Origin of the sequence: Sphingopyxis witflariensis, from assembly GCF_002205635.1 — a bacterium.
Lineage (GTDB): Bacteria > Pseudomonadota > Alphaproteobacteria > Sphingomonadales > Sphingomonadaceae > Sphingopyxis > Sphingopyxis witflariensis.
The window spans coordinates 46,011-69,036 of record NZ_NISJ01000008.1 but is presented as its reverse complement, the minus strand read 5'-3'; the positions used below and the strand labels follow the sequence as shown (position 1 = coordinate 69,036).

At 63.0% G+C, this 23,026-nt stretch carries 12 protein-coding genes; 9 read left to right on the top strand and 3 right to left on the bottom strand.

The features are described from left to right. Positions 1–356 precede the first annotated feature (356 nt). From CDQ91_RS14400 to CDQ91_RS14375, 6 genes are all read left to right on the top strand, one after another. On the top strand, positions 357–6,236 hold the full coding sequence (locus tag CDQ91_RS14400) for an autotransporter domain-containing protein (RefSeq protein ID WP_088473426.1): 5,880 nt from the start codon (positions 357–359) through the stop codon (positions 6,234–6,236). A 405-nt stretch (positions 6,237–6,641) separates the two neighbouring features. Further along, complete coding sequence (locus CDQ91_RS14395) at positions 6,642–7,286, top strand: TetR/AcrR family transcriptional regulator (protein WP_088473425.1); 645 nt, start codon at positions 6,642–6,644, stop codon at positions 7,284–7,286. A 153-nt stretch (positions 7,287–7,439) separates the two neighbouring features. Further along, positions 7,440–9,776 carry a TonB-dependent receptor gene (locus CDQ91_RS14390; RefSeq protein WP_237245993.1) on the top strand — a complete coding sequence of 779 codons (2,337 nt, stop codon included), beginning with the start codon at positions 7,440–7,442 and terminating at the stop codon, positions 9,774–9,776. A gap of 102 nt (positions 9,777–9,878) precedes the next feature. Further along, positions 9,879–11,399: an acyl-CoA synthetase gene (locus tag CDQ91_RS14385; protein ID WP_088473424.1), complete on the top strand. Its 1,521-nt coding sequence runs from the start codon at positions 9,879–9,881 to the stop codon at positions 11,397–11,399. Beyond that, entirely contained in the window at positions 11,399–12,517 is a 1,119-nt protein-coding gene (locus CDQ91_RS14380; protein ID WP_088473423.1) for an NAD(P)-dependent alcohol dehydrogenase, read from the top strand. The genes CDQ91_RS14385 and CDQ91_RS14380 overlap by 1 nt, the downstream gene beginning before the upstream one ends. A gap of 18 nt (positions 12,518–12,535) precedes the next feature. Then, positions 12,536–13,831, top strand: a complete 1,296-nt coding sequence (locus CDQ91_RS14375) for a cytochrome P450 (protein WP_088473422.1) — start codon at positions 12,536–12,538, stop codon at positions 13,829–13,831. A 42-nt stretch (positions 13,832–13,873) separates the two neighbouring features. On the opposite strand, the gene CDQ91_RS14370 is transcribed toward CDQ91_RS14375, so the two are convergent. Together CDQ91_RS14370 and CDQ91_RS14365 are read right to left on the bottom strand one after the other, a co-directional pair. After that, entirely contained in the window at positions 13,874–15,118 is a 1,245-nt protein-coding gene (locus CDQ91_RS14370) for an acyl-CoA dehydrogenase family protein (protein WP_174688511.1), read from the bottom strand. An 86-nt stretch (positions 15,119–15,204) separates the two neighbouring features. After that, on the bottom strand, positions 15,205–16,128 hold the full coding sequence (locus tag CDQ91_RS14365; RefSeq protein ID WP_088473421.1) for a LysR family transcriptional regulator: 924 nt from the start codon (positions 16,126–16,128) through the stop codon (positions 15,205–15,207). Positions 16,129–17,126: 998 nt separating this feature from the next. Between CDQ91_RS14365 and CDQ91_RS14355 the strand changes: the two genes are divergently transcribed. Next, a complete protein-coding gene (locus CDQ91_RS14355; RefSeq protein WP_088473419.1) occupies positions 17,127–17,789 on the top strand; it encodes an MOSC domain-containing protein in 663 nt (220 codons plus the stop codon). A gap of 166 nt (positions 17,790–17,955) precedes the next feature. Here the strand turns inward: CDQ91_RS14355 and glpD are convergent, their stop codons facing one another. Then, the gene (glpD, locus tag CDQ91_RS14350; protein ID WP_088473418.1) at positions 17,956–19,458 is read right to left on the bottom strand and encodes a glycerol-3-phosphate dehydrogenase; all 1,503 of its coding nucleotides are present in this window, start codon (positions 19,456–19,458) and stop codon (positions 17,956–17,958) included. 127 nt (positions 19,459–19,585) lie between these two features. On the opposite strand from glpD, the gene zwf reads away from it, so the two are divergent. Both zwf and edd read left to right on the top strand, forming a co-directional pair. Beyond that, the gene (zwf, locus tag CDQ91_RS14345) at positions 19,586–21,049 is read left to right on the top strand and encodes a glucose-6-phosphate dehydrogenase (protein ID WP_272897618.1); all 1,464 of its coding nucleotides are present in this window, start codon (positions 19,586–19,588) and stop codon (positions 21,047–21,049) included. A 119-nt stretch (positions 21,050–21,168) separates the two neighbouring features. Next, positions 21,169–23,010: a phosphogluconate dehydratase gene (gene edd, locus CDQ91_RS14340; RefSeq protein ID WP_088473416.1), complete on the top strand. Its 1,842-nt coding sequence runs from the start codon at positions 21,169–21,171 to the stop codon at positions 23,008–23,010. The last annotated feature ends 16 nt before the right edge of the window (positions 23,011–23,026 follow it).

Below are 23,026 nucleotides of genomic sequence, written 5' to 3'. Positions count from 1 at the left end.
CCCGTCATTTTCGCTACGAGGCCAGTGAGCACCATCGCGCTCGACAGGCGAACGCCTGAAATCATGCGGTCCTGTTGATTGCTAGTGCCCCACCCCCCGGTGTCTATTCCATCGTAACGGCGCAAAGCACCTTCGTGCAAGAGCGGCGCAAACAGCCCGCCGCAAATTCACCCCAAACAACATTGGGTAGACGGTCGGGGGCGCCGCCAACTACGGAACCGGCACAAAGCTGAAGATGTCGATCATCCAATCAGCTGGGGGACGCAAATTTCGAGGTGGGGTGGACCAGCCGGAGAGCCAATGGCTCTCCGGCGAACCCCTTGCCATGCTTATAATGTCGAGGGGAGTCCCATTTCATGTCGCCTATTTCGAAATCCCGCCTGCTGACGACGAGTGCGATTGTCGGCTTGTCGTTCGTTCACATCACGTCGCCGCTGGCTGCGCAGGAGACTTTCGGCATCCACAACGACCAGCCCGAACTGCTGGAAGTCGTCGTTGCAGATGGCGAGGTGGTCGAAGGCAACGACATCGGCGTTTATGGCGACAACGGTCCGGTCGAGGTTGAGAACGCCGGTACAATCCGCGGCAATGGCACCAATTTCGGCAGCATCCAGAACCGTCCCAGCGGTGGCATTGTCATTGCGCAACCGGGTTCGAGCATCACCAACGGCGGCACTATTTCGGGCGGCTCCAACGGCGTCACGACAGCCTATTTCTTTAGCGAAGACGAAAATGGGGATGAACTGCCGCCCGAAGCGCGGGCTGCGGGCACGACCGTCATCAATACGGGCCTGATCCGCGGCGATGCCGGCAGCGGCGTTGCTTTGATCGGCGGCGGCGATCTCGTGAACAGTGGCACGATCCAGGGATTAAACGGCAACATCGGCAACGGCGCACAAGCGATTGGCGTGGTCATTGCCGAGTTCCCCGAAGCGACGAGCGCCACCGCGACTGGGGTCGGTACAATTACCAACACCGAAACCGGGCTTATCGAGGGGCAGTTGTTTGGCGTCCTGTTGTCGGGCGGCGGGACGATCGACAATGACGGGATCATTCGCAGCACCGGTACTTTCAATCCCGCTACGCCGAATGTTTCGCCCTTTGGCGTCATTCTGACCGCCAATACCAACCAGCCCAATCGTACCGCAACGCTCAACAACAGCGGTACGATTTCGGGCTTTCTGGGCCTGCTCGCAAATCAACAGCTGGCGACCGCGATCATTAACAACAGCGGGATGATTTCGGGGCAGCAGACCGGCATCATCGGACTCAACAGCGGCGACCTGGTGATCAACAATGGCGTGGACGGCCAGATCATCGGCAATGGTCCCGGCATCGCGTCGAATGCCGGCACGCTGACGGTCGACAATCAGGGTTTGATCCGCAGCAATGCGCAGGCCGGCATCAACATAACGACTGCCGATGCGGTGATCGATAACAGCGGGACGATCCAGGGGGGCACTTTCGGCATTACCACCAACCCGTTCCAGCCGACTCCCGGCGTTTTCGAGGACCGTTCGGTCAATACGACCATCACGAACAGCGGATCGATCATCGGCCTCAACAATGACGGCGTCCGGCTGCAGGGTGGCGGCAACGTCACCAACAGCGGGACGATCAGCGGCCAGCAAAATGCCCAGTCGGACGGCGTCGCGATGGTTGCGCTGGAGACACAGGATCTTGCGACCTTCACCGCCGCAGTCACCAACACCGCCGAAGGAACGATCAACGGTGTTCGCGCCGGGGTCGCCTTCTCGTCGGGTGGCACGATCGAAAACGCTGGCGCCATCCAGGGCGGCGGCGCGGGCGTCTTGGTCCAGAACGGGCTTGGCGGGACGCCGGTCAGCGGCACGATCCTCAACAATGGCACAATCGTCGGCGGTAATGGCGGCGCGGGAGTGGGTGGCGAAGGCATCGTCGGCTTTGGCCTGTTCGACACTTTTTCGGTTGCGAACAGCGGCGAAATTCGCGGCGGCGCCAGCGACGGCATCCATGCGAATATGACGAGCGCCACCGCAATCACGATCGGCAATGCCGAAGGCGGCATGATCGTTGGCGCGGCTTCGGGGATTGAAACCGTGCTCGGGTCGCTCACGTTGACCAACGCCGGGACGATACGCGGCAACGGCACCAACCAGGGCTTCAACGCGGCGCCCGACGCGGGCGTCACCATCACTGACGGCGGCAGTTCGGTGACGAACAGCGGGACCATCTCGGGCAATCGCCTGGGCATCACAACCGCCAACCATTTCAACGCCGCGACAGGCCTGCTCGAAGGGCGGGCGGTCGATACCGCAGTCGTCAACACCGGAACGATCATCGGCGAAAATGATGATGGCGTTCGCCTGATCGGCGGCGGCAGCATCGTCAACAGTGGTGAAATTCGCGGCCTGACTGGCGATTTCACCGACGGTGTGTCGATGTTCGCCTATAGCGAACAGGCGAATGAGGATTACAGCGCGCTCGTCACCAACGAAGGTAGCGGCGAAATCAGCGGCAGCCGTTTCGGCATCGCCCTCTCGGGCGGCGGCGACGTTATCAATGCGGGCGACATTCAGGGCGTCGTCGGTGGCATCTTCATTCAGGGCACCGCACTGGATAACGACCCGGACGAAGACCGCAGCGGGTTGACCGCCAACGTTGCAAACAGCGGCACAATCCGCGGCACCGGCAACCTCGGCGGCAGCTCGGGCGACGGCTATGGCGTCGGCTTCGGCAGCGATATGTCGACCGCGACGCTGGACAACAGCGGGACGATCAGCAGCGAATTCGGTGTCGGCGTCGCGCACGGGTCGCGTGCCGATCTGACGATCACTAACGCTGCGGGCGGCGTGATCGCCGGCGGCACGTCGGGCATCTATTCCTATGCAACGGGAGCGCTGACGGTCGACAACGCGGGCATCATTCGCGGTGAAGGAGCTTATGACGGCTTCGATGGGCCTCCGGACGCGGGAATTACCATCGGCACCGGCGGATCGAGCGTAACCAACAGCGGCACGATCACGGGTGCCGGTGCGGGGATCACCACAGCCTATGTGTTCGATGAGACGACCGGAGAACTGGTGTTTCAGGCCGCCGGTACGACGGTCACCAACAGCGGTACGATTGCTGGCGAAAGCAACGACGGTGCGCGCCTGATTGGCGGTGGCAGTGTCACCAACAGTGGCGCGATATCGGGCGGCGGTTCGCCTTTGGCGGACGGCATCTCGATGTTCCGCGCCGAAGGACAGGAGGTCGACGACTTTGCCGCATCGGTAGCGAACAGCGCGGGCGGCACGATCGACGGCGCACGTTTCGGCATTATCCTGTCGGGCGGCGGCGGCGTGGAGAATGCCGGGACGATCGGCGGCGGGCTTAGCGGCATCGTCATTCAGAGCCAGTTCGATGGCGAAAACGCCGGGTTGACCGGGGCGCTCATCAACAGTGGCACGATCAGTAGCGTCGCCGGGGCTGGTGCCCAGTTCAACGCGGGGTTGGGATCGGTCGTCGTCAACAACAGCGGAACGATCAGCGGCGCGACAATCGGTCTCGGCCACGGCACCGATGGCACAATGGCGCTCACCAACAGCGGCACCATCGCTGGCGGGATGACCGGCGTGGAAAGCAACGCGGGCGGTTCGGTGACATTGGTGAACAGCGGCACGATTTCGGGAGAAAGCGGCGCTGCGTTCACCTCGCTGACCCAGACCAGTCTCGACAATTCGGGCACCCTGTCCGGCGGATCGGGCATCGCGGTTCAGCTTGGAGCGTTCGACGACGGCGTGACGCTGCGTACTGGCAGTGCAATCACTGGCGCCATTGATGCGGGCGACGGGGTCGATACGCTGACGCTCTCTGGCGACATCCTCGAGCTCACCGAAGCGCAGCGGCTCACTGCATCCACCGGCTTCGAACAGCTCAATGTCACCGCGGGCTATTGGTCGACGTCGGGTTTCGTGGGCGAATTTGGCAATGTGACCATCGGCGAAGGCGGTGCGTTACAGGTCAACGAGGCCGATCTTGGCGAAGACGGCCCTTCATCCCCGATCCTCACCCCGACGGCCCGGACCAACGGCCTGCTTATTCTCAACTTCGGTACAGATGAAACCGTCTCTGCGCTTGATGATCTGACGATCGACGGAACCGGGCAATTGCAATTGATCGGCGATGCGGTGTTCACGGTTGATACGGCCAATGTCGCCCATACCGGCGGAACGATCATTTCGAACGGCGGGCTTGTGCTCACCGGCCTTCTTCAGGGCGATGTGAAGACCGAAGGCGCCGGTTTCTTCCAGCTGGGTGCCGGCGGAGCCGAGGGCAGCTTCGCGGGCAACGTCGTCAACGACGGCCGGTTCGTCTTCAATCGGTCGGACGATTATGACTTCCTTGGCGCCTTTTCTGGCAACGGCGTCCTCGACAAGATGGGCGACAGCGTTCTGACCTTCATGGGCGATTATGCCTTCCAGGGCGTGACGAACATTCTCGGCGGCGCGGTGCGCATCGGCGGGATCATTGACCCCGAAACCGACTTTGACCTTGGCGCTGGCGGCACGCTCGACATCACCGGCAACAACCAGACAATTGGCGGTCTGGAAGGTGACGCGGGTTCCAGCGTCGTCATCGGGGACAGCGAACTGACGGTCGATCAGGGCGACGACACCGAATTTGGCGGTGACATCTCGGGCACGGGCAGTTTGGTGAAGGACGGCGACGGTACGCTCAACCTGACGGGCGACAGCAGCTATACCGGGCCGACGTCAGTCAATGGCGGGACGCTGGCGGTCAACGGGTCGATCGCGTCGCCGGTCACGGTCAACGGCGGCGGCACTCTTGGCGGTAACGGAACGGTCGGCTCGACCATAGTGGGCAACGGCGGTACACTCGCGCCGGGCAACTCCATCGGCCAACTGACGGTAAACGGCGACCTCGCCTTCGCCGCCGGTTCAACTTACGAAGTCGAAGTCAACGCCGCGGGCGCGGCCGATCGGCTTGATGCAACCGGCGCCGTGGCGATCGCAAGCACCGCGAATGTCGCCGTCCTCGCCGAGGATGGCAATTACAACCCGCGGACCGACTATGTGATCCTGACGGGGGCGAGCGGCATCACCGGAACCTTCGGTTCGGTGACGACCGATCTTGCTTTCCTTGATCCGCTGCTGCGCTACAGCCCCAATTCGGTGACGCTGTCGCTCTATCGCAATGATATCGATTTTGCGGACGTTGCGGTCGGCTTTAACCAGATCGGCGTCGCCGGTGCGGTCCAGGCGTTGGGGATCGACAATCCGCTATACGAAGCGGTCTTGGTCCAGAATGCCGCGACGGCACAGATGAGCTTTGATAATCTGTCGGGCGAAATCCTCGCAAGCGCGATCGGCGGCCTGACCGACGACAGCCGCCATCTTCGTAACAGCCTGATGGGGATGCAGGCGCCGGAGGAAGGCGGGGCCTTCGTCTGGGGATCCGCCTTTGGCGGCTGGGGCGATTTCGATGCCAATACGGACAATTTCGCCATGGATACGGGTCATAAGGGCCTCATAGCCGGCGTCGGCTTTGGCGGGAATGGTTTCGCTGCAGCGCTTTCGGCGGGCATCGGCGGATCGGACTTCCACTTCGGCGCGCGCAACGACCGGGCCGATGTCGAAAGCAAATATCTCGCAGCCCACGCCACCTATGGAGGTCCGGGCGGAGTTCGCGGTACGATCGGCGTCAGCTATGCTTGGCACGACATCGACACCACCCGTTCGGTCAGCGTTGCGCCGCTGGCGCAAACGCTGACCTCAAAGCGCGACGCCGACACGCTGCAGATATTCGGCGAGATCGGTTACGAGATCGTCGCGGGCAAGATGGCGGTCACGCCCTTCGCCCGGGTTGCGCATGTCGATACGGGCAGCGATGCCTTTACCGAAGCGGGCGGCAGCGCGGCGTTGACGGTCGGGAAGGCCGATCAAAAGACAATCTTCCTCAGCCTCGGCGGGCGCGTGCAGCTCAACGCCGGCGAGCCAGGATTCCAGCCCTATGTGTCGGCCGCCTGGAACCGTGCGCTTGACGATCGCAGTCCCGCGATCGTGTCGCGCTTTGTAGCGGGAGGGCCGACGTTTGATGTCCTTGGCTCGGCGATCCCGAAAAATTCGGCCGAGATCGATGCCGGGTTCGAACTCACCACCGGATCCCTCCGTTTGGGTGCCGCTTATACCGGCACTCTGGCATCGGATCGCAATAGCCATGGCGCAAGAGTAACCGCGCGGTTCGCCTTCTGATTTAGCGACCCGGTCAGAAACGATCACGCGGTGTGAGGTCGAGGCAATCAATGTGCCTCGGCCTCTTCTTATATTTACATCAAACTTTTTTCGCTTGGGTCGCAGGTTCCCCCTCCTATTCATGATTATAGGTCGAAACAAATGCGCAGGACGAGCGACGTCCGCTTTTCAGACTTGTCATCCAAGACCCGACAGACGGCTCACGGCCAGCTCAAGCTGTTCATTTTCGCTGGAACTAACCGTCGAAACCGAGGAATTCCGCCTGCTCGTCAAGGGGCACGTGCTCGCTCGAAACCGTTGACCGCAGCGTCGGCGGCGAGCTTCGTGCGGGCCTGAAGCACTGCTCTGGGAAGAAGCGACAAAATATTTGCCAGTTGCGGGGCAAGATTGTCTAAAGCGGCTCCGATGATCAGGGCAGGGACAAGACGCGAGCGCCGGTCGCAGGCGGATCGGAGCAGCGCATCGGAGCTGAAGCTTCTCAGTGCGGCGGCGCTTGTGCTGGTCGAAGAAGGCTATTCTGCCTTGACCTTCGACCGGATCGGTGAAGTTTCGGGCTTCTCCCGCGGGCTAGCGAGCCAGAAATTCGGTTCGAAGGACGGGATGGTTCTGGCCGTCGTCGATTATCTGAACGCGCGCCTGGATTCCCGATATGCCGAGGGCAGGGATGCGGCCGGCAATCCGCTCGACGAGGTCATTGCCTATGTACGGACCTTTCTCGAAGAGATTGCGGTCGATCATCTCAGCCTGTCCTATTTCGTGCTTCTCGCTGCGACGATCGCGAACAAGGCGCCGACTCAGCCCGCCTTTGTCGAGGCGCATCAGAAGGTCAAAAAGGCACTCGTCCTGATGATCGAGCGCGGACAAAAGTCCGGCATCATCCGCACGGATGTCGACCCCGAGACCGCAGCGCTGTCGATCGGCAGCTTTCAGCTGGGGGTCGCGACACAGTTGCGGCTCGACCCGACGCTCGACGTCGGCAAGATCAGCCGCTGGATGCTGCCCGCGATCCGTGCGGCGCTGGAAGTGCCCGGGCGGCCCGACCCGGACTAACCTCCTGGTCCAATAGTTTCCTTTTCTAATCAGAAGTTTCTCGCGTGAACTGTGCGGATCGCGCGCCATCCTCACGTCGTTCGGTTGACAGTTGTTGGACGTATATATACTTTTCACACAAACGATAAGAAAACCATAAATGAGGAGGATGTTATGAAGGATCTCAATAGGCTCTCTGTGCGTGCGATGAGCGCGCTTCTTTTGTCCGGCGCGGCTTTCCTTGCCGTTCCGGCCTTTGCGCAGAACGCTGCGGCGGGCGGCGAAAACGCAGCAACCGGTGAAGAGGGGCTCACCGAAATCCTCGTCACCGCACAGCGCCGCGAAGAGCGTCTTCAGGATGTTCCGGTCGCGATCACCGCCGCCAATTCCGAAGCGCTGGCGGTCGCGCGTATCGAGAATATCGCCAATATCTCGAATATTTCGCCGAGCATCGAGTTTCGCGCGTCGAACATCTCCTCCTCGAGCGCGAATGTCGTGATCCGCGGGCTCGGCACGACGGGGAACAGCCGCACCTTCGAGGGGGCTGTCGGCATCTTCATCGACGGTGTCTATCGGACGCGCGCCGCATCGGCATTGCAGAATTTCCTCGACATCGACTCGCTTCAAGTCCTGCGCGGGCCGCAGGGAACGCTGTTCGGCAAAAACACATCGGCCGGCGCGGTGCTCGTGAGTTCTACGGCGCCCGACATCGGGGAACTGACCGGCAATTACGAACTTGGCTACGGCAGTTACAACGCCCTCGACGTCAAGGGCGCGGTCAACGTCCCGCTCGGCGACGTGGCGGCGCTTCGGGTGGCGGCGCTCTATACCGAGGATGATGGCTTCGTCCGCGACCCGAACAGCGGGCGGCGCTACAACAGCCTCAATGCACAGGCGTATAAGGCGCAATTGCTGATCGAGCCGAGCGACGATTTCTCGATGCGGGTGATCGGCGACTATTCGAAAACCACCGGCGACTGCTGCTATGCGACGGTCGATTATATCGATGGTCCGACCCAGCCGCTGGTCGACGGGCTGACGCTGGCGCGCGGAATGAAGTTGCCGTCGAAGCGGCTGAAGGACCGCCAGCAGGTGCTGAGCGCCAATTCGCGCCAGCGGATCGAGGATTATGGCGGCACCTTGCTCGTCGATATCGGTATCGGCAGCGGGACATTGAAGTCGGTGACGGCGCTGCGCGAGTTCAATCTCGCGCAGATCGGCGCCGATGCCGATTTCTCGGGCGCCGATATTTTCGAGCTCGACGAAACCTTCAAGAGCCAGTTCTTTTCGCAGGAATTGACCTTCAATGGCGAGGTTGAGGCGCTGAACGCCGATTATGTCTTCGGCCTCTTCTATTCCGACGAGCGGCTCGACATGACCCGCGATCTGTCATGGGGCACCCAGGGACAGACCTATATGGACGCGCTGTTCGGCGCCCTGAACGCGCCTCCGGGAACCGCCTACGCCGCACCGGGCCAGTGGGCGGGCGAGCGGATGCGTGGCAATGCGACATCTTACGCAGCCTTCGCGCATCTCAATGCCGATATCAGTGACAAGGTCAGCCTGATCGCGGGACTGCGCTATTCGATCGAGAAGAAAGAGGGTGCCTTTCGCAACAGCTTTTACCGGCCGCAGTTGAACGACGCCTTCCGCCTGCTCGGCGTCCAGCCGGGCCCCTCCTATGACGTCTCGACGACCGATCGGGCGCTGAGCGGCACCGCCGGCGTTCAGTTCCGCCCCACTGACGGTGCGATGATCTATCTGACCTATAATCGCGGCTTCAAGGCGGGCGGGGTCAACATTGACTCGAACGGGGGCGGTACGCGCCTCAACAATCCGGCCGAATTCCCCGGTGCCGTCGTGCTCGATCCGCGCTTCAAGCCCGAAACGGTCAACGCGATCGAGCTTGGCGCAAAGCTCGATTATCTCGATCGCCGCGCGCGCACCAACATCGCCTTCTTCTACAACGATATATCTGACCTTCAGGTCGCGCAGTTCGTCGGGCTTCAGTTCACCGTTCTGAACGCCAAGTCGGCGGAAACCTATGGTGCCGAAATCGAATCTCTGTTCGAGATCACGCCCGGCCTGACGCTCGGCGTTGACGGTATCTGGCTGCCGCGCGCGCGTTACGGCACCGACCCCAATCTGGCGGCGGCGCTGTCGGGGCAGCGTTTTCGCTATGCCTCGAAGTTTGCAGGCAATGTCAGCCTCAGCCTTGATCAGCCGGTGACGAATGACCTCGGCGTTACCGGCCGCGTCCAATATCAATATTCGTCCAGCCAGTTCATCAACACCGCATCGTCCGCCCGGCGCGGTGGGGCCGGGACGATGAACGCCAATTTGGGCCTCAAGTCCGAAGGTGGCGGCTGGCAGATTGAGGGCTGGATCCAGAATGCGTTCGACAAGGCCTATCCGACGCTGTCGTTTAACACCCCGATCCAGACCGGCGACGAAAACGCCTATCTGTCAGCCCCGCGCACCTATGGCGTCACGCTGCGCGGAAGCTTCTGAAACATGGCGCGGCGGTTGCGCCGCGCGGAAAGTGGAGCCGGGCATCGGCCCGGCTCCGGCTGCCGGCGCGAGGCCCCCTAAGGAAGAACTGAGAGTCTGAAGATGCACCCCTCGATCCACGCCCGTCATGCGTCCGAAAAGCCCGCCATTGTGATGGCGGCAAGTGGCCGGACGCTGAGCTATGGCGAACTTGATGCACGCTCGAACCAGGGAGCCCGTTTGTTCCGTCGCGAAGGACTGGGCCACGGCGATGTGATTGCGATGTTGATCGAGAATCGCCCTGAATATTTCGAGCTCGCCTGGGCGGCGCAGCGGGCTGGGCTCTATTATGTTTGCATCTCGACCCAGCTCACCCCTGCTGAGGTCGAATATATCGTGAAGGACAGCGGCGCGAAGCTGCTGATCGTCTCTCCTGACCAACGGATCGCCGCGGCGCTCCCCGCGCTGTTGCCGGACGTAAGCTTGTTCGCGCTGGGCAAAGGCGGCGAAGGTTATCGCTCGTGGGATGACGAAGCTGACGCCGAACTGGCATCGCAGGTGCCTGACGAACGCGGCGGGACCGACATGCTCTATTCCTCGGGGACGACGGGACGGCCCAAGGGGATCAAGCCGCCGCTGCCGGACGATCCGTCGATCGCGGCGCCGACGTCGCTGACCGATGTCGCCGATCGTCTCGGTTTCGGTTCGGAGAGTGTCTATCTGACGCCCGCTCCACTCTACCACGCCGCGCCGCTACGCTGGAGTATGCTCGTGCATCGGCTGGGCGGAACAGTCGTCGTGATGGAGAAATTCGATGCCGAAGCCGCGCTTCGGGCGATCGAGAGGCACCGCGTCACGCACAGCCAGTGGGTGCCGACCCATTTCATTCGTATCCTGAAACTGCCGGCGGACGTCCGCGCACGCTTCGACCTTTCCTCGCTTCGTCTCGCCATCCACGCCGCGGCGCCGTGCCCGGTGCCGGTCAAGCAGGCGATGATCGATTGGTGGGGACCGATCCTGCTCGAATATTATGCCGGCACCGAATCGAATGGGATGACGATGATCTCCTCGGCCGAATGGCTGGCCCGTCCCGGCTCGGTCGGTCGTGCTGTCGTCGGTGCGCTGCGGATCTGCAACGAGGCGGGTGAGCTGCTTCCGCCGCGTGAGGAAGGTACGGTCTATTTCGAAGGCGGATCGCGTTTCGCCTATCACAACGACTCCGCCAAGACCGAAGAGGCGACCAATGCGCATGGCTGGACGACGATCGGCGACGTGGGCTGGGTGGATGAAGACGGCTATCTCTATCTCACCGATCGCAAGAGCTTCATGATCATCTCGGGTGGGGTGAACATCTATCCACAGGAGATTGAAAACCTGCTCGCGGTCCACCCCAAAGTGAGCGACGTCGCGGTCATCGGCGCACCGCATTCCGAGATGGGGGAGGCGGTCGTCGCGGTTGTTCAGCCGCAGGACCAGACCGACGCCACGCCCGCCTTTGCGGCCGAACTTACCGAATGGCTGCGTCCCCAATTGTCGGGCGTGAAGATGCCGCGCCGGATTGATTTTACCACGGAATTGCCGCGGCATCCGACTGGAAAGCTCTACAAACGGCTCATCCGCGACAAATATTGGGGGAATAGCTGATGTGCAGCGAAACGCAGAGCGTTCACGCCGCAGTGGTCGATCGCGCGGGCGAAGCCTTCACGCTGCGCGACCTGACGCTCGATGCGCCGCGGAGCGATGAGATTCTGGTGAAAATCGCAGGGGTTGGCCTGTGCCACACCGATATCGTCGCACAGGCCGGGGCCTTCGGCTATGCGGGGGCGGTCGTCCTCGGGCATGAGGGGGCGGGCGTCGTCGAGCGCGTCGGCGATGCGGTGGCGGACTTTGCCCCGGGCGACCGGGTCGCCATCAGCTTTCGCTCGTGTGGCAATTGCGTGCAGTGCGGCGCGGGCTATCCTTCCTATTGCCAGACGATGCCGCAGCTTAACTATGCGGGGATGCGGCCCGATGGATCGACGGCGCTTCACGATGGTGCGGCGCCCGTCGCCTCGAACTTCTTCGGCCAATCCTCCTTCGCCTCGCACGCCCTCACTTATGCGCGCAATCTGGTCCGCGTGCCCGATGATTTTCCGCTGGAGCTGGCGGGCCCGTTGGGCTGCGGTATCCAGACCGGGGCCGGGGCGATCATGCGATCGATGGCCTGCGAGCCCGGTTCGGCGCTGGTCATCGCGGGCGGCGGCTCGGTTGGGCTCAGCGCCGTGATGGGCGCCGTGATCCGCCGCTGCGCGGTGATCATCCTTGTCGAACCGCATGCTGAACGCCGCGCGCTGGCGCTTGAGTTCGGGGCGACACATGTGATCGACCCGTTTGCCGTGGATGATCTGGCCGCAGCGATCCGTGCGATCATAGCCGAAGGCGTTGGCTATGCGCTCGATACGACCGGGCGGCCCGACATATTGCGCGCGATCCTGTCGAGCCTCGCCCCGCGCGGCCTTTTGGGGCTGGTCGGCATCGCCGCGCCGGGCACCGCCCTTCCGGTCGAGATCAACACGTTGATGACCTTCGGGCACCGGGTCATGGGGATTATCGAGGGCGATAGCGACCCTGCGACCTTCATCCCCGAACTGATCGATCATCATCGCGCCGGCCGGCTGCCGTTCGATCGCATGGTGACTACCTATCCGCTGTCGCAAATCAACGATGCGGCGCGCGACCAACATGACGGGCGCTGCATCAAGGCCGTACTCCTTCCCGATTGACCAAAGACAGGGCTGAAAATGGACTTTCAGATCAACGATATCGCCAATCCGAAGCTGTACGGTGACCCGGCGCGGCTACAAAGTTTTTATGCCTGGCTGCGCGCCGAGCATCCGGTCGCCCGGGCGGAGCCTGAGGGATTTCGGCCCTTTTGGGTGGTGTCGCGCCACGCGGCCATTCGCGAAATCGAGCGCCAGCCGGAGATATTCAACGCGGGGCCCCGGAACACGCTGATGCCGATCATGGTCGAACAGGCAAACCGGCAATATTTCGGGTTCGAAGCGGGGGTCTACTCGCTCGTCGTCATCGATGGCGAGCGGCATCAGGAGCTTCGCGGTCTGACGCAAAATTATTTCCTGCCCAAGAATATCCGCAAGCTCGAGGCGCTGATCGGCGATCTGGCGCGTCAATATGTGTCGCGTCTCGACGACTTGGGCGGCGCATGCGACTTCGCGGCCGACCTTGCCTTTTGGTACCCGCTACGCGTCGCGATGACGATCCTCGGCATCGATGAGACCGACGAGGCGCGCATGCTGCACCTCACGCATGAGCTGTTCGGATCGTCCGACCCCGATATCGTCCGGCCGGGCATGACACAGGCCGAGCATCTGGTTGCGGTAAATCAGGATTATGTAGCGTTTTTCGACGAAGTGACGAAGGATCGTCAGGCCAATCCGCGCGACGATGTGGCGACGCTGATCGCCAATGGCAGGCCCGGCGACCGCGATATGACGCCCGCCGAGCGGATGGGCTATTACATCATCATCGCGACCGCGGGGCATGACACGACGGCGGCGTCCATCGCCGGAGGCCTGAAGGCGCTAATGGACATGCCCGGCGAGATCGAACGGCTTCGCGCCGATCGCAATCTGGTCAAATCATTCGCCAATGAGGCGATCCGCTGGACCGCACCGGTGAAGCATTTCTTTCGCAATGTGGTAGAGGATTATGAGCTGGGCGGGGTGATGCTTCGGCGGGGCGACCATGTCATGCTGAGCTATGGCGCGGCAACGCGCGACGAAGCGGCATTCGAGCAGGCGGATATGTTCCGTCTCGATCGAGGTCTAAATAACCACCTCGCGTTCGGCTATGGCCCACATATGTGCTTGGGGCAGTTTCTCGCGAAGCTGGAGATCGAGGCCTTCTTCCATGCTCTGCTCGACAAGGTGGAGACGATCGAGCCCCATGGTCCGGCGATCTATACCGAGGCGGCGTTCGTCAGCGGGATCAAGTCATTGCCGGTGAAATACAGGCTGAGGGAGAAGGACGGCTTGACTGAACCCACCGGCCGGCCGGAGATTGCGGCGGCGCAATAGCAGCGGTGTCGCGGCGGTGACCGTCGGCCACCGCCCGCGCGATCAGTGGCGTCCGAGTTCGTCGCGGCCGACGACCATATAGTGGACCTCGTCGGGACCGTCGGCAAAACGCAGGTGGCGCACATCGGCATAGAGGTCGGCGAGTGGGGTCCAGTGCGAAATACCGGTCGCGCCGTGGATCTGGATCGCCTGATCGATGATCTGGCAGACCCGTTCGGGAACCATCGCCTTCGCCATGCTCACCCAGACGCGCGCCTCGCGATTGCCGAGCAGATCCATCGCCTTTGCGGCCTTGAGCACGATCAGGCGCATCGCTTCGATATCGATCCGCGCCCGCGCGATAACCTCCATATTCTTGCCGAGCTGCGACAGCGGCTTGCCGAAGGCAGTGCGCGAATTGCCGCGTTTTACCATCAGGTCGAGCGCGACCTCGGCCTTGCCGATCGTACGCATGCAGTGATGGATGCGGCCCGGCCCGAGGCGCATCTGCGAAATCTCGAACCCGCGGCCTTCGCCGAGCAGCATATTATCCTTGGGCACGCGGACATTGTCGAAGCGCATGTGCATATGGCCCTGCGGTGCGTGGTCGTCGCCAAAGACGCGCATCGGGCCCAGCACCTGCACGCCGGGCGTGTCCATCGGGATCAGGATTTGCGAATGCTGCGCCTTCCGTGCAGCTTCGGGGTTGGTCTGGACCATGCAGATCAGGATCTTGCAGCGCGGATCGCCTGCGCCGCTGATGAAATATTTCTCGCCGTTGATGACCCATTCATCGCCCTCGAGCCGCGCACTCGTTTCGATATTGCCTGCGTCGGATGAGGCGACATTGGGTTCGGTCATCACATAGGCCGAGCGGATTTCGCCGTTGAGCAGCGGCTTCAGCCAGCGCTCTTTCTGATCGGGGGTGCCGACCATTTCGAGCACTTCCATATTGCCGGTGTCGGGCGCCGAGCAGTTCAGCGATTCCGACGAAAGCGGCGACTTGCCGAGTTCGGCGGCTATATAGGCATAGTCGAGGTTGCTGAGGGGGGTGCCCGTGTCGCCATGCGGCAGGAAAAAGTTCCAAAGGCCCGCCGCCTTCGCCTTGTTCTTCGCCCCCTCGAGCAGTTCGAGCTGTCCCGGTGCCCAGCTCCAGCGATCTGCGCGCCCCTCGCCAAGCCGGAAAAATTCCTCGGTGATCGGATCGACATTCTCGGCGATGTGGCGCTTCACCGCGTCGAAAAGCGGCTGAGCCTCCTTCGACATTCGAAGGTCGTTGAGCTCGGCTTGCAGTTCGATCTCGGTCATGGGCATCTTCTCCAATGGATTTCGCCGCCAAGGCTAGCCGCGCCATGTCATTTAAGAAAATGATAGGATCGAATATACGATATTCGTCAGGCGAATGACTTGCCCGTCGCCCCCAACTCTTCGACGATGATCGCGCGCAACCAAGCAAGCCCCGGATCGGCCTGCGCCGCTTGATGCCAATAGAGATAACTTCCGCTCTGTTCGACCGGCAGCGGCAGTTCGACGAGCTGCATCGGCCACATTGCATCGAGCACCTCGGCATGGGATCGCGGGAGTGCGAAGAGCATGTCGGACGAGGCGACGATCTGCCACGCGGTGATCGCATGCTGGCAACGCACCGCGACGCGCCGGACGAGACCCATGCGTTCGAGCGCCATATCCTCGAGCCCCGGACCATAGGGCCGCGCGGTCGCGATGATATGTTCGAGCGAGAGATAGGTGTCGAGGTCGATCGCGCCGTCCACACGCGGATGTCCCTTGCGCGCCGCGACGACGATCGGTTCGGTCCCCAGATATTGACTGCGGAGCCGGTCGTCGGCGGGGAGGCCCACATCGAGTGCGAGGTCGAGGTCACCGTTCGCGAGCGTCATCACCAGATCGCGCCGTCGAAAGGTCACGCTTGCCAGCGCGACATGCGGGGCCTCGCTCCGCACCCGCGCCACGAGCGACGAGAAACGCGGCATCTCGCCCGACAGGCGCACGCCGATGCGAAACTCGCGCGTCGCCTCGGCGGGGTCGAACGACGTCGCGGCATCGAGCGCGACATCAAGCCCGCGCAATGCCTCGCGCACCGGGCCGGCGATCGCTCGCGCCGCCGGGGTTGGCACCAATCGATTCCCCTGTCGCACGAAGAGTGGATCGTCGAAGGTGTCACGCAGCTTGGCGAGCGCATGGCTGATCGCAGGCTGCGACAGGTTCAGATGCCGCGCCGCCGCCGATACCCCGCCTCTGGCAAAGATTGCATCGAATATTCTGAGCAGGTTGAGGTCGAACCGGGCAAGGTGCCGCAAGGCTTTCTCCTGAGCGAAGTCGGCAGATTGGTGTTGCTAGGCCATAACGGTCAACGGCGGGGAAGTGAACCGGCATCGCGGTGGAATTGCGCCAAAGCCGCCGCCCCAAGGCGAGGGCGTCGTTCCTCGGCGAATCGAGCGCCTCGGTTCAAGCCTGGCCTCGGCTCGCCGCCCGAAAGATTTTCTTCCTCGCAAAAACCGGCTTCGATCGTTGACGAATCCAATATCAATCGTTTAAGTTGACTTTGTTGCTCGGGACTGGTCGAGACGGGCGACGAGGCTCTCCCCATTGACCCGCGGCTTTTGATCGGGAAGCAGCTTGCTCCGCGTTACCAACGGCTAAAGCGCGTGATGCTCGGGCGACATCGCCAGGCATTGCGTTCTCCCTCCAGATAAGGGGTTATTGCGATGCATATGTGTAGCATCGACATTTAGACGATCGTCGATCCTGCGCTTGGGGCAGCGGACTGACCGCATCCCGCTCCACGCAGCGAGCCTCCTTCTCTCCAGTCGCGCCTCCTCACGCGGGGCGTTGCGACGCCATGTCCGGTGCGTTCTGCGCGCCGGCGCGAGGAAAATCATGCCTTTGCTGACCCAATCCGACCTGTCGGATCTGGCTCGCTATCCTGCGTCCCTACGCAGCGCCGCCCGTGCGCTGTGGGGGACCGAGCTGGCGGCTGCCCGATCCGGCGCGGCGCACCGCGCCCCCATTCATCACATCAGAAAGGGCGCGCAAAAGCCACCCGGGGACATCATATGATGACCGCTTTCTCTCCCGAACATCGTCTGAAGCTTTTGGCCGGCGCCGTGCTGCTGACACCCGCGGCCTGTCGCTCGATGATCCCGAACGCAAGGCGGTGCTCGCGGCCGCGTGGGAGCGATATGCGCACGAGGTCGGCGTTCTTCTTCCCGACACCATTCCCTATCGACCATGACGCGCGGTGCTTGGGCGAGGCGGCATGTTGCCAAAATGGCCAAACGGGCTATTCCATCGACGGATGAAGGCCGAAATCCTTGCAGTACTCAACGGAAAAGTCGGCGCTTTTCGCGGCGACGACGAACCGAGCGCGATCGACAAGCGGCCCGTTGCAGGACCCGTCGCGATCGGCGCGCTTGGCCTTGCCGGCGACGAACAGGCCGACCGCGTTCATCATGGCGGAATCGACAAGGCGATCCATCACTATCCCGCGGATCATTACCCCTTCTGGCGCGAACATCTGGGCGACGTGCCGCTGCTCGGCGGGCCGGGGGCGTTTGGCGAGAATATCTCGACCGCGGGTCTCGACGAAGACAGCGTGTTCCTCGGCGACCGTTTTCGTCTCGGCACCGCGCTCGTCGAAGTGAGTCAGGCGCGCCAGCCGTGCTGGAAGCTCGACCATCGATTTGGCGTCAAGGGGGTGATGGCGCGGGTCGTCACGACGCGGCGTTCGGGTTGGTATTACCGCGTCCTCGAGTCGGGGCAGGTGCAGGCGGGTGACGGGCTCATACTCGTCGAGCGTCCCTATCCCGAATGGTCGCTGTCTTCGCTGTTTGCGCTCTTGATCGGCGGCGAAGCCAAAAGCCGCCCCGATGATCTTCGCGCGCTGGAACGGGTGCCGGTGCTGGCCGAAACCTGGAAAGTCCGCCGCGCCAAACTCGCCGAGCAATATGGTGTGACCTAGGGTCCGTACTCAATTACTGCGGCGCGGAGGGCGCCCAAATGGCGAACGGTTCGGGCAGAAAGGCGCGCCGGGAAGGCTTGAAATATCGACATATTCCTAGGCCTTCCCTCCTCGCACTGAGCCATTTCGCTTCGAACCCCGGCCGCGTGGTGGTTGAGTGCGGACCCTAGTTGGAGCGGGCCTCCAGCCAGGCCGTGAGACGCGCCACCTCATCGGCGGTGAAGTGCAGCCCCAGCTTGCTCCGCCGCCACAAAATATCGTCGGTGGTCCGCGCCCACTCCTGTTCGACCAGCCAGGTCGCCTCGGCGGCGCTCAGTCCATGGCCGAGATCGCCGCCGAGCGCGTCCCAACCGTCGGCCGCGCCCAGCCATTGCCGCGCGTCGCTGCCATAGGCCTTGACGATGCGGTCGACTGCTGCGGCGGAAAGGAAGGGGTAGGCGAGCTTATATTCGGCCTTGAGCGCCGCAGCGCCGTTCGTCGGGAAATCGCCGCCGGGCAACGGCGCCTTGCCGGTCCAGGCCTTCCCCGACAGCGCCTGTATATGTTCGGCCAGCACATCGACGGCGGCCTCGGCGACATGGCGATAACTGGTAATCTTGCCGCCATAAATAGTGAGCAGCGGCGCGCCTTCTTCCATGTCGAGGTCGATGCGATAGCCGCGGGTCGCCGCCTCGGGGCGTCCCGACCCGTCCTCGATCAGTGGCCTCACCCCCGAATAGGTCCATACGACATCGGCGGGGGTGATGGGCGCGCGGAAATATTCGCTCGCGCCCTCGCATAAATAGGCGATTTCCTCGGCGCTTGCGCGCGCCTCGCTCGCCGGCCCGTCATGGTCCTGATCGGTCGTGCCGATCAGCGTGAAATCGCGCTCATAGGGAATGGCGAAGAAGATGCGCCCGTCGGGAAGCTGGAAGAAATAGGCATAGTCATGCTCGAACAATCGCCGCACGACGATGTGCGACCCGCGCACCAGCCGCATCTGATGATCGGGTTCGGCATCGGCGCGTTTGAGCAGGTCGAGCACTGCGGGCCCCGCCGCATTGACGACGCTGCGGCCGGTGAAGCGGTAGCTGTGACCGCGATCGTCCGCCGCATCGACGACCCATAATCCGTCCTCGCAGCGCAGCATGTCAGCGCGGGTGTGCGTGCGGACCCGCGCGCCATGCAGGGCGGCATCGCGCGCGTTGAGCACCACCAACCGCGCATCGTCGACCCAGCCATCCGAATATTCGAAGCCGCGCGCATATTGCGATTGGAGCGGGGTGCCTGCCTCATGCTTGCGCAAGTCGATCGAGCGCGTCGCGGGCAATTTCTTGCGCCCGCCGATATGGTCGTAAAGGAACAGGCCGAGCCGCAGCAGCCAGCGCGGGCGCAATCCGGTGCGATAAGGCAGGACGAAGCGCAGCGGCCAGATGATGTGCGGCGCGATGCCCCACAGGATTTCGCGTTCCTTCAGGGCCTCGCGGACGAGGCCGAATTCATAATGTTCGAGGTAGCGCAGACCGCCGTGGATCAGCTTGGTCGATGCCGAGGAAGTGCCCTGCGCGAGGTCGCCCGCCTCGAGCAGCAGCACCCGCGCGCCGCGCCCGGCGGCATCGCGCGCGACCCCGGCGCCGTTGACCCCGCCGCCGACGACAATGACATCATAGGGTTGCGGGGCGTCGATCATTGAGGCGCTTCCTAAGCCAAGCGCGGGGCTTTTGCCAATGGAGAGACATCGTATGCGGCCTACGTATGCGCGTTGCAATCGCACGGCGCATCCGCCACTTCTTCATCGGGATATCAAGGGGATTTTTGTGAGCGTGAAAGTCGAAACTCTGGTTTTGTTCGGCGCGACGGGCGACCTGGCGCAGCGCATGCTCTTTCCCTCGCTCTACAATCTCCATCTCGACGGATTGCTCGCCGACGCGCTCACGATTATCGGGTCGGGCCGCTCGCCGATGGACCGCGCGGCTTTTCACGGTCAGGTGCGCGCGGCGCTCGCCGAGCATCTGCCTGAAGAGCGACTCGATGAAGCCGCTGTCTCGGGCTTTGTCGAACGGATCGATTATTGCCCGGTCGATGCGGGTGCCGGCACCGGCTTTGACGATCTGGCGACGCTGTTGGGTCATCGTCGTTCGCGGCCCGTCGGCGTGTATTTGTCGACCCCGCCGTCGATGTTCGGTCCGATCGCGCAGGGGCTCGCCGCTGCGGGCATCGCCTGCGCCGACTGCCGCATCGCGATGGAAAAGCCGATCGGTCACGACCTCGCCTCTTCGCGCGAGGTCAATGCGCAGGTCGGCAGCGCCTTTGCCGAGGACCGGGTGTTCCGCATCGACCATTATCTCGGCAAGGAAACGGTGCAGAATCTGCTCGCGCTGCGCTTTGCCAATATGTTGTTCGAACCGCTGTGGAACGCGCAGGCGATCGACCATGTCCAGATCACCGTCGCCGAGACGGTCGGGCTCGAGGGCCGCGTGTCTTACTATGACGGCGTTGGCGCGCTGAAGGATATGGTGCAAAACCATATGCTCCAGCTACTCGCAATCATCGCGATGGAGCCGCCCGCCAGCGTCACCTCGACCGCGGTGCGCGACGAAAAGGTCAAGCTGCTGCGTAGCCTGCGCAAGATGACCGCCGCAGACGTCAAGACGCACAGCGTCAAAGGCCAATATAGCAGCGGCGCGGTGAACGGCGCCCCGGTTGCGGGCTATGCTGATGAGCTTGGCCAGCCGTCGAACACCGAAACCTTCGTTGCGCTGAAGGCCTATATCGACAACTGGCGCTGGAAGGGCGTGCCCTTTTACCTCCGCACCGGCAAGCGGATGCCCGAGCGCAAGTCCGAGGTGCTGATCCAGTTCAAGCCGGTACCGCACAATATCTTCGCCGATGTTGGTGGCGCGCGGCTCGATGCCAACAAGATGATCATCAACCTGCAGCCCGAGGAGAATATCCGGGTCAAGGTGATGTCGAAACAGCCGGGGCTCGACCGCGATGGTGTCAAGCTGCGCGAAGTGACGATGGACGTTTCGCTGTCGCACAGCTTTGCGGGCGAGCGCCGCCGCATCGCTTACGAACGCCTTCTGCTCGATTTCATCGAGGGCGACCAGACCTTGTTCGTCCGCCGCGACGAGGTCGAGGCGCAGTGGCAGTGGATCGACTCGATCCGCGACGCCTGGGCTGCAGTCGACATGGCGCCGCAGAACTACACCGCTGGTAGCTGGGGCCCGTCGAGCGCTATCGCGCTGATCGAGCGGGATGGGGCGAGCTGGCATGATTGAACGATCATCGCGCCCCAAATTTCCGTTCGCCCTGAGCTTGTCGAAGGGCTGTCTTTTTCTTTGTGCGTCACAAGAAAGAACGGTCCTTCGACAAGCTCAGGACAAACGGATTTTGAATTATGACTGACCTTCACCCCACCATCGCTGCGGTCACCGACCGCATTATCGCGCGCAGCGCACCGCGCCGCGCCGCCTATCTCGAGCTGATGGATCGCCAGCGCGAGGCAGGCACCAATCGCGGCAGTCTGTCATGCGGTAACCTCGCGCATGCTTTCGCGGCATCGGGGGAGGACAAGCCCGCGATCCGTACCGGTGCGGCGATGAACATCGGGATCGTCACCGCCTATAACGACATGCTGTCCGCGCATCAGCCCTATGGCCGTTACCCCGAACAGATCAAATTGTTCGCGCGCGAGGTCGGCGCGACGGCGCAGGTCGCGGGCGGCGTGCCTGCGATGTGCGACGGGGTGACGCAGGGGCAGGCGGGAATGGACCTGTCGCTGTTCAGCCGCGACAATATTGCGCAGGGGACGGCGATCGCGCTCAGCCATGCGATGTTCGAAAGCGTCGCCTTGCTTGGTATCTGCGACAAGATCGTCCCCGGGCTGCTCATCGGCGCGCTGCGTTTCGGGCATCTGCCGCAGATATTGATTCCCGCCGGGCCGATGCCATCGGGCCTCGCCAACAAGGAAAAGCAGCGCGTCCGCCAGCTCTATGCCGAGGGCAAGGCGACCCGCGACGAACTGCTCGAGGCCGAGGCGGCGAGCTACCATGGCGCGGGCACCTGCACCTTTTATGGCACCGCCAATTCGAACCAGATGATGATGGAGCTGATGGGGCTGCACATGCCCGGCAGCGCCTTCGTCAATCCGGGCACCAAGCTGCGTCAGGAACTGACCCGCGCCGCAACCCACCGGCTCGCCGCGATCGGGTGGGACGGCGACGATTACCGCCCGCTCGCGCGCTGCGTCGATGAAAAGGCGATCGTCAACGCCGCGATCGGCCTGCTCGCAACCGGCGGCTCGACCAACCATGCGATCCATGTGCCCGCGATCGCGCGTGCCGCCGGCATCATCATCGACTGGCAGGATTTCGACGAATTGAGCCATGCGGTGCCGTTGCTCGCGCGCGTCTATCCGAACGGTGCGGGCGACGTGAACCATTTCCACGCCGCGGGCGGGATCGGCTATGTCGTGCAGGAACTGCTCGGCGCCGGGCTGCTCCACGGCGATGTGCTGACCGTCGGCGGAACGATGGCCGATTATGCGTCCGAGCCGGTGATCGTCGATGACGAACTACATTGGCAGGGCGCGCCCGCGACAAGCCGCGACGATGCGATGCTACGCCCCGTGGCGGCGCCCTTCTCGCCCGACGGCGGCATGCGGCTGCTTGCGGGCAATCTCGGCCGCGCGATCATCAAGACCAGCGCAGTTGCCGAGGATCGCTGGACGATCGAGGCACCCGCGCGCATCTTCGACAATCAGGATGCGGTGCTTACCGCCTTCAAGGCGGGCGAACTCGAGCGCGATGTGATCGTCGTCGTCCGCTTTCAGGGTCCGCGCGCCAACGGCATGCCCGAACTGCACAAGCTGACGCCCGCGCTCGGCGTCTTGCAGGACAAGGGTTTCCGCGTCGCGCTGCTCACCGACGGCCGCATGTCGGGCGCCAGCGGCAAGGTGCCTGCGGTGATCCATTTGTCGCCCGAGGCGCTGCCGGGCGCCGATGGGGTCAGCGGTCCGCTCGCCTTTTTGCAGGACGGCGACATGGTTCGCGTCTGTGCGCGCAACGGGGAGGCGACTGCGCTCGTCGATCCCGCCGTCTGGGCTGCGCGCATGCCTGCCATCGCCCCGCCGCCTGCGCTCGGCGTTGGCCGCGAATTGTTCGCGCTGTTCCGCCATCACGCTGACGAAGCCGAAAAGGGCGGATCGGCGATGCTCGCGGCGATGGAGCAGATAATTTAGTTTTTCCCGTTTGTGC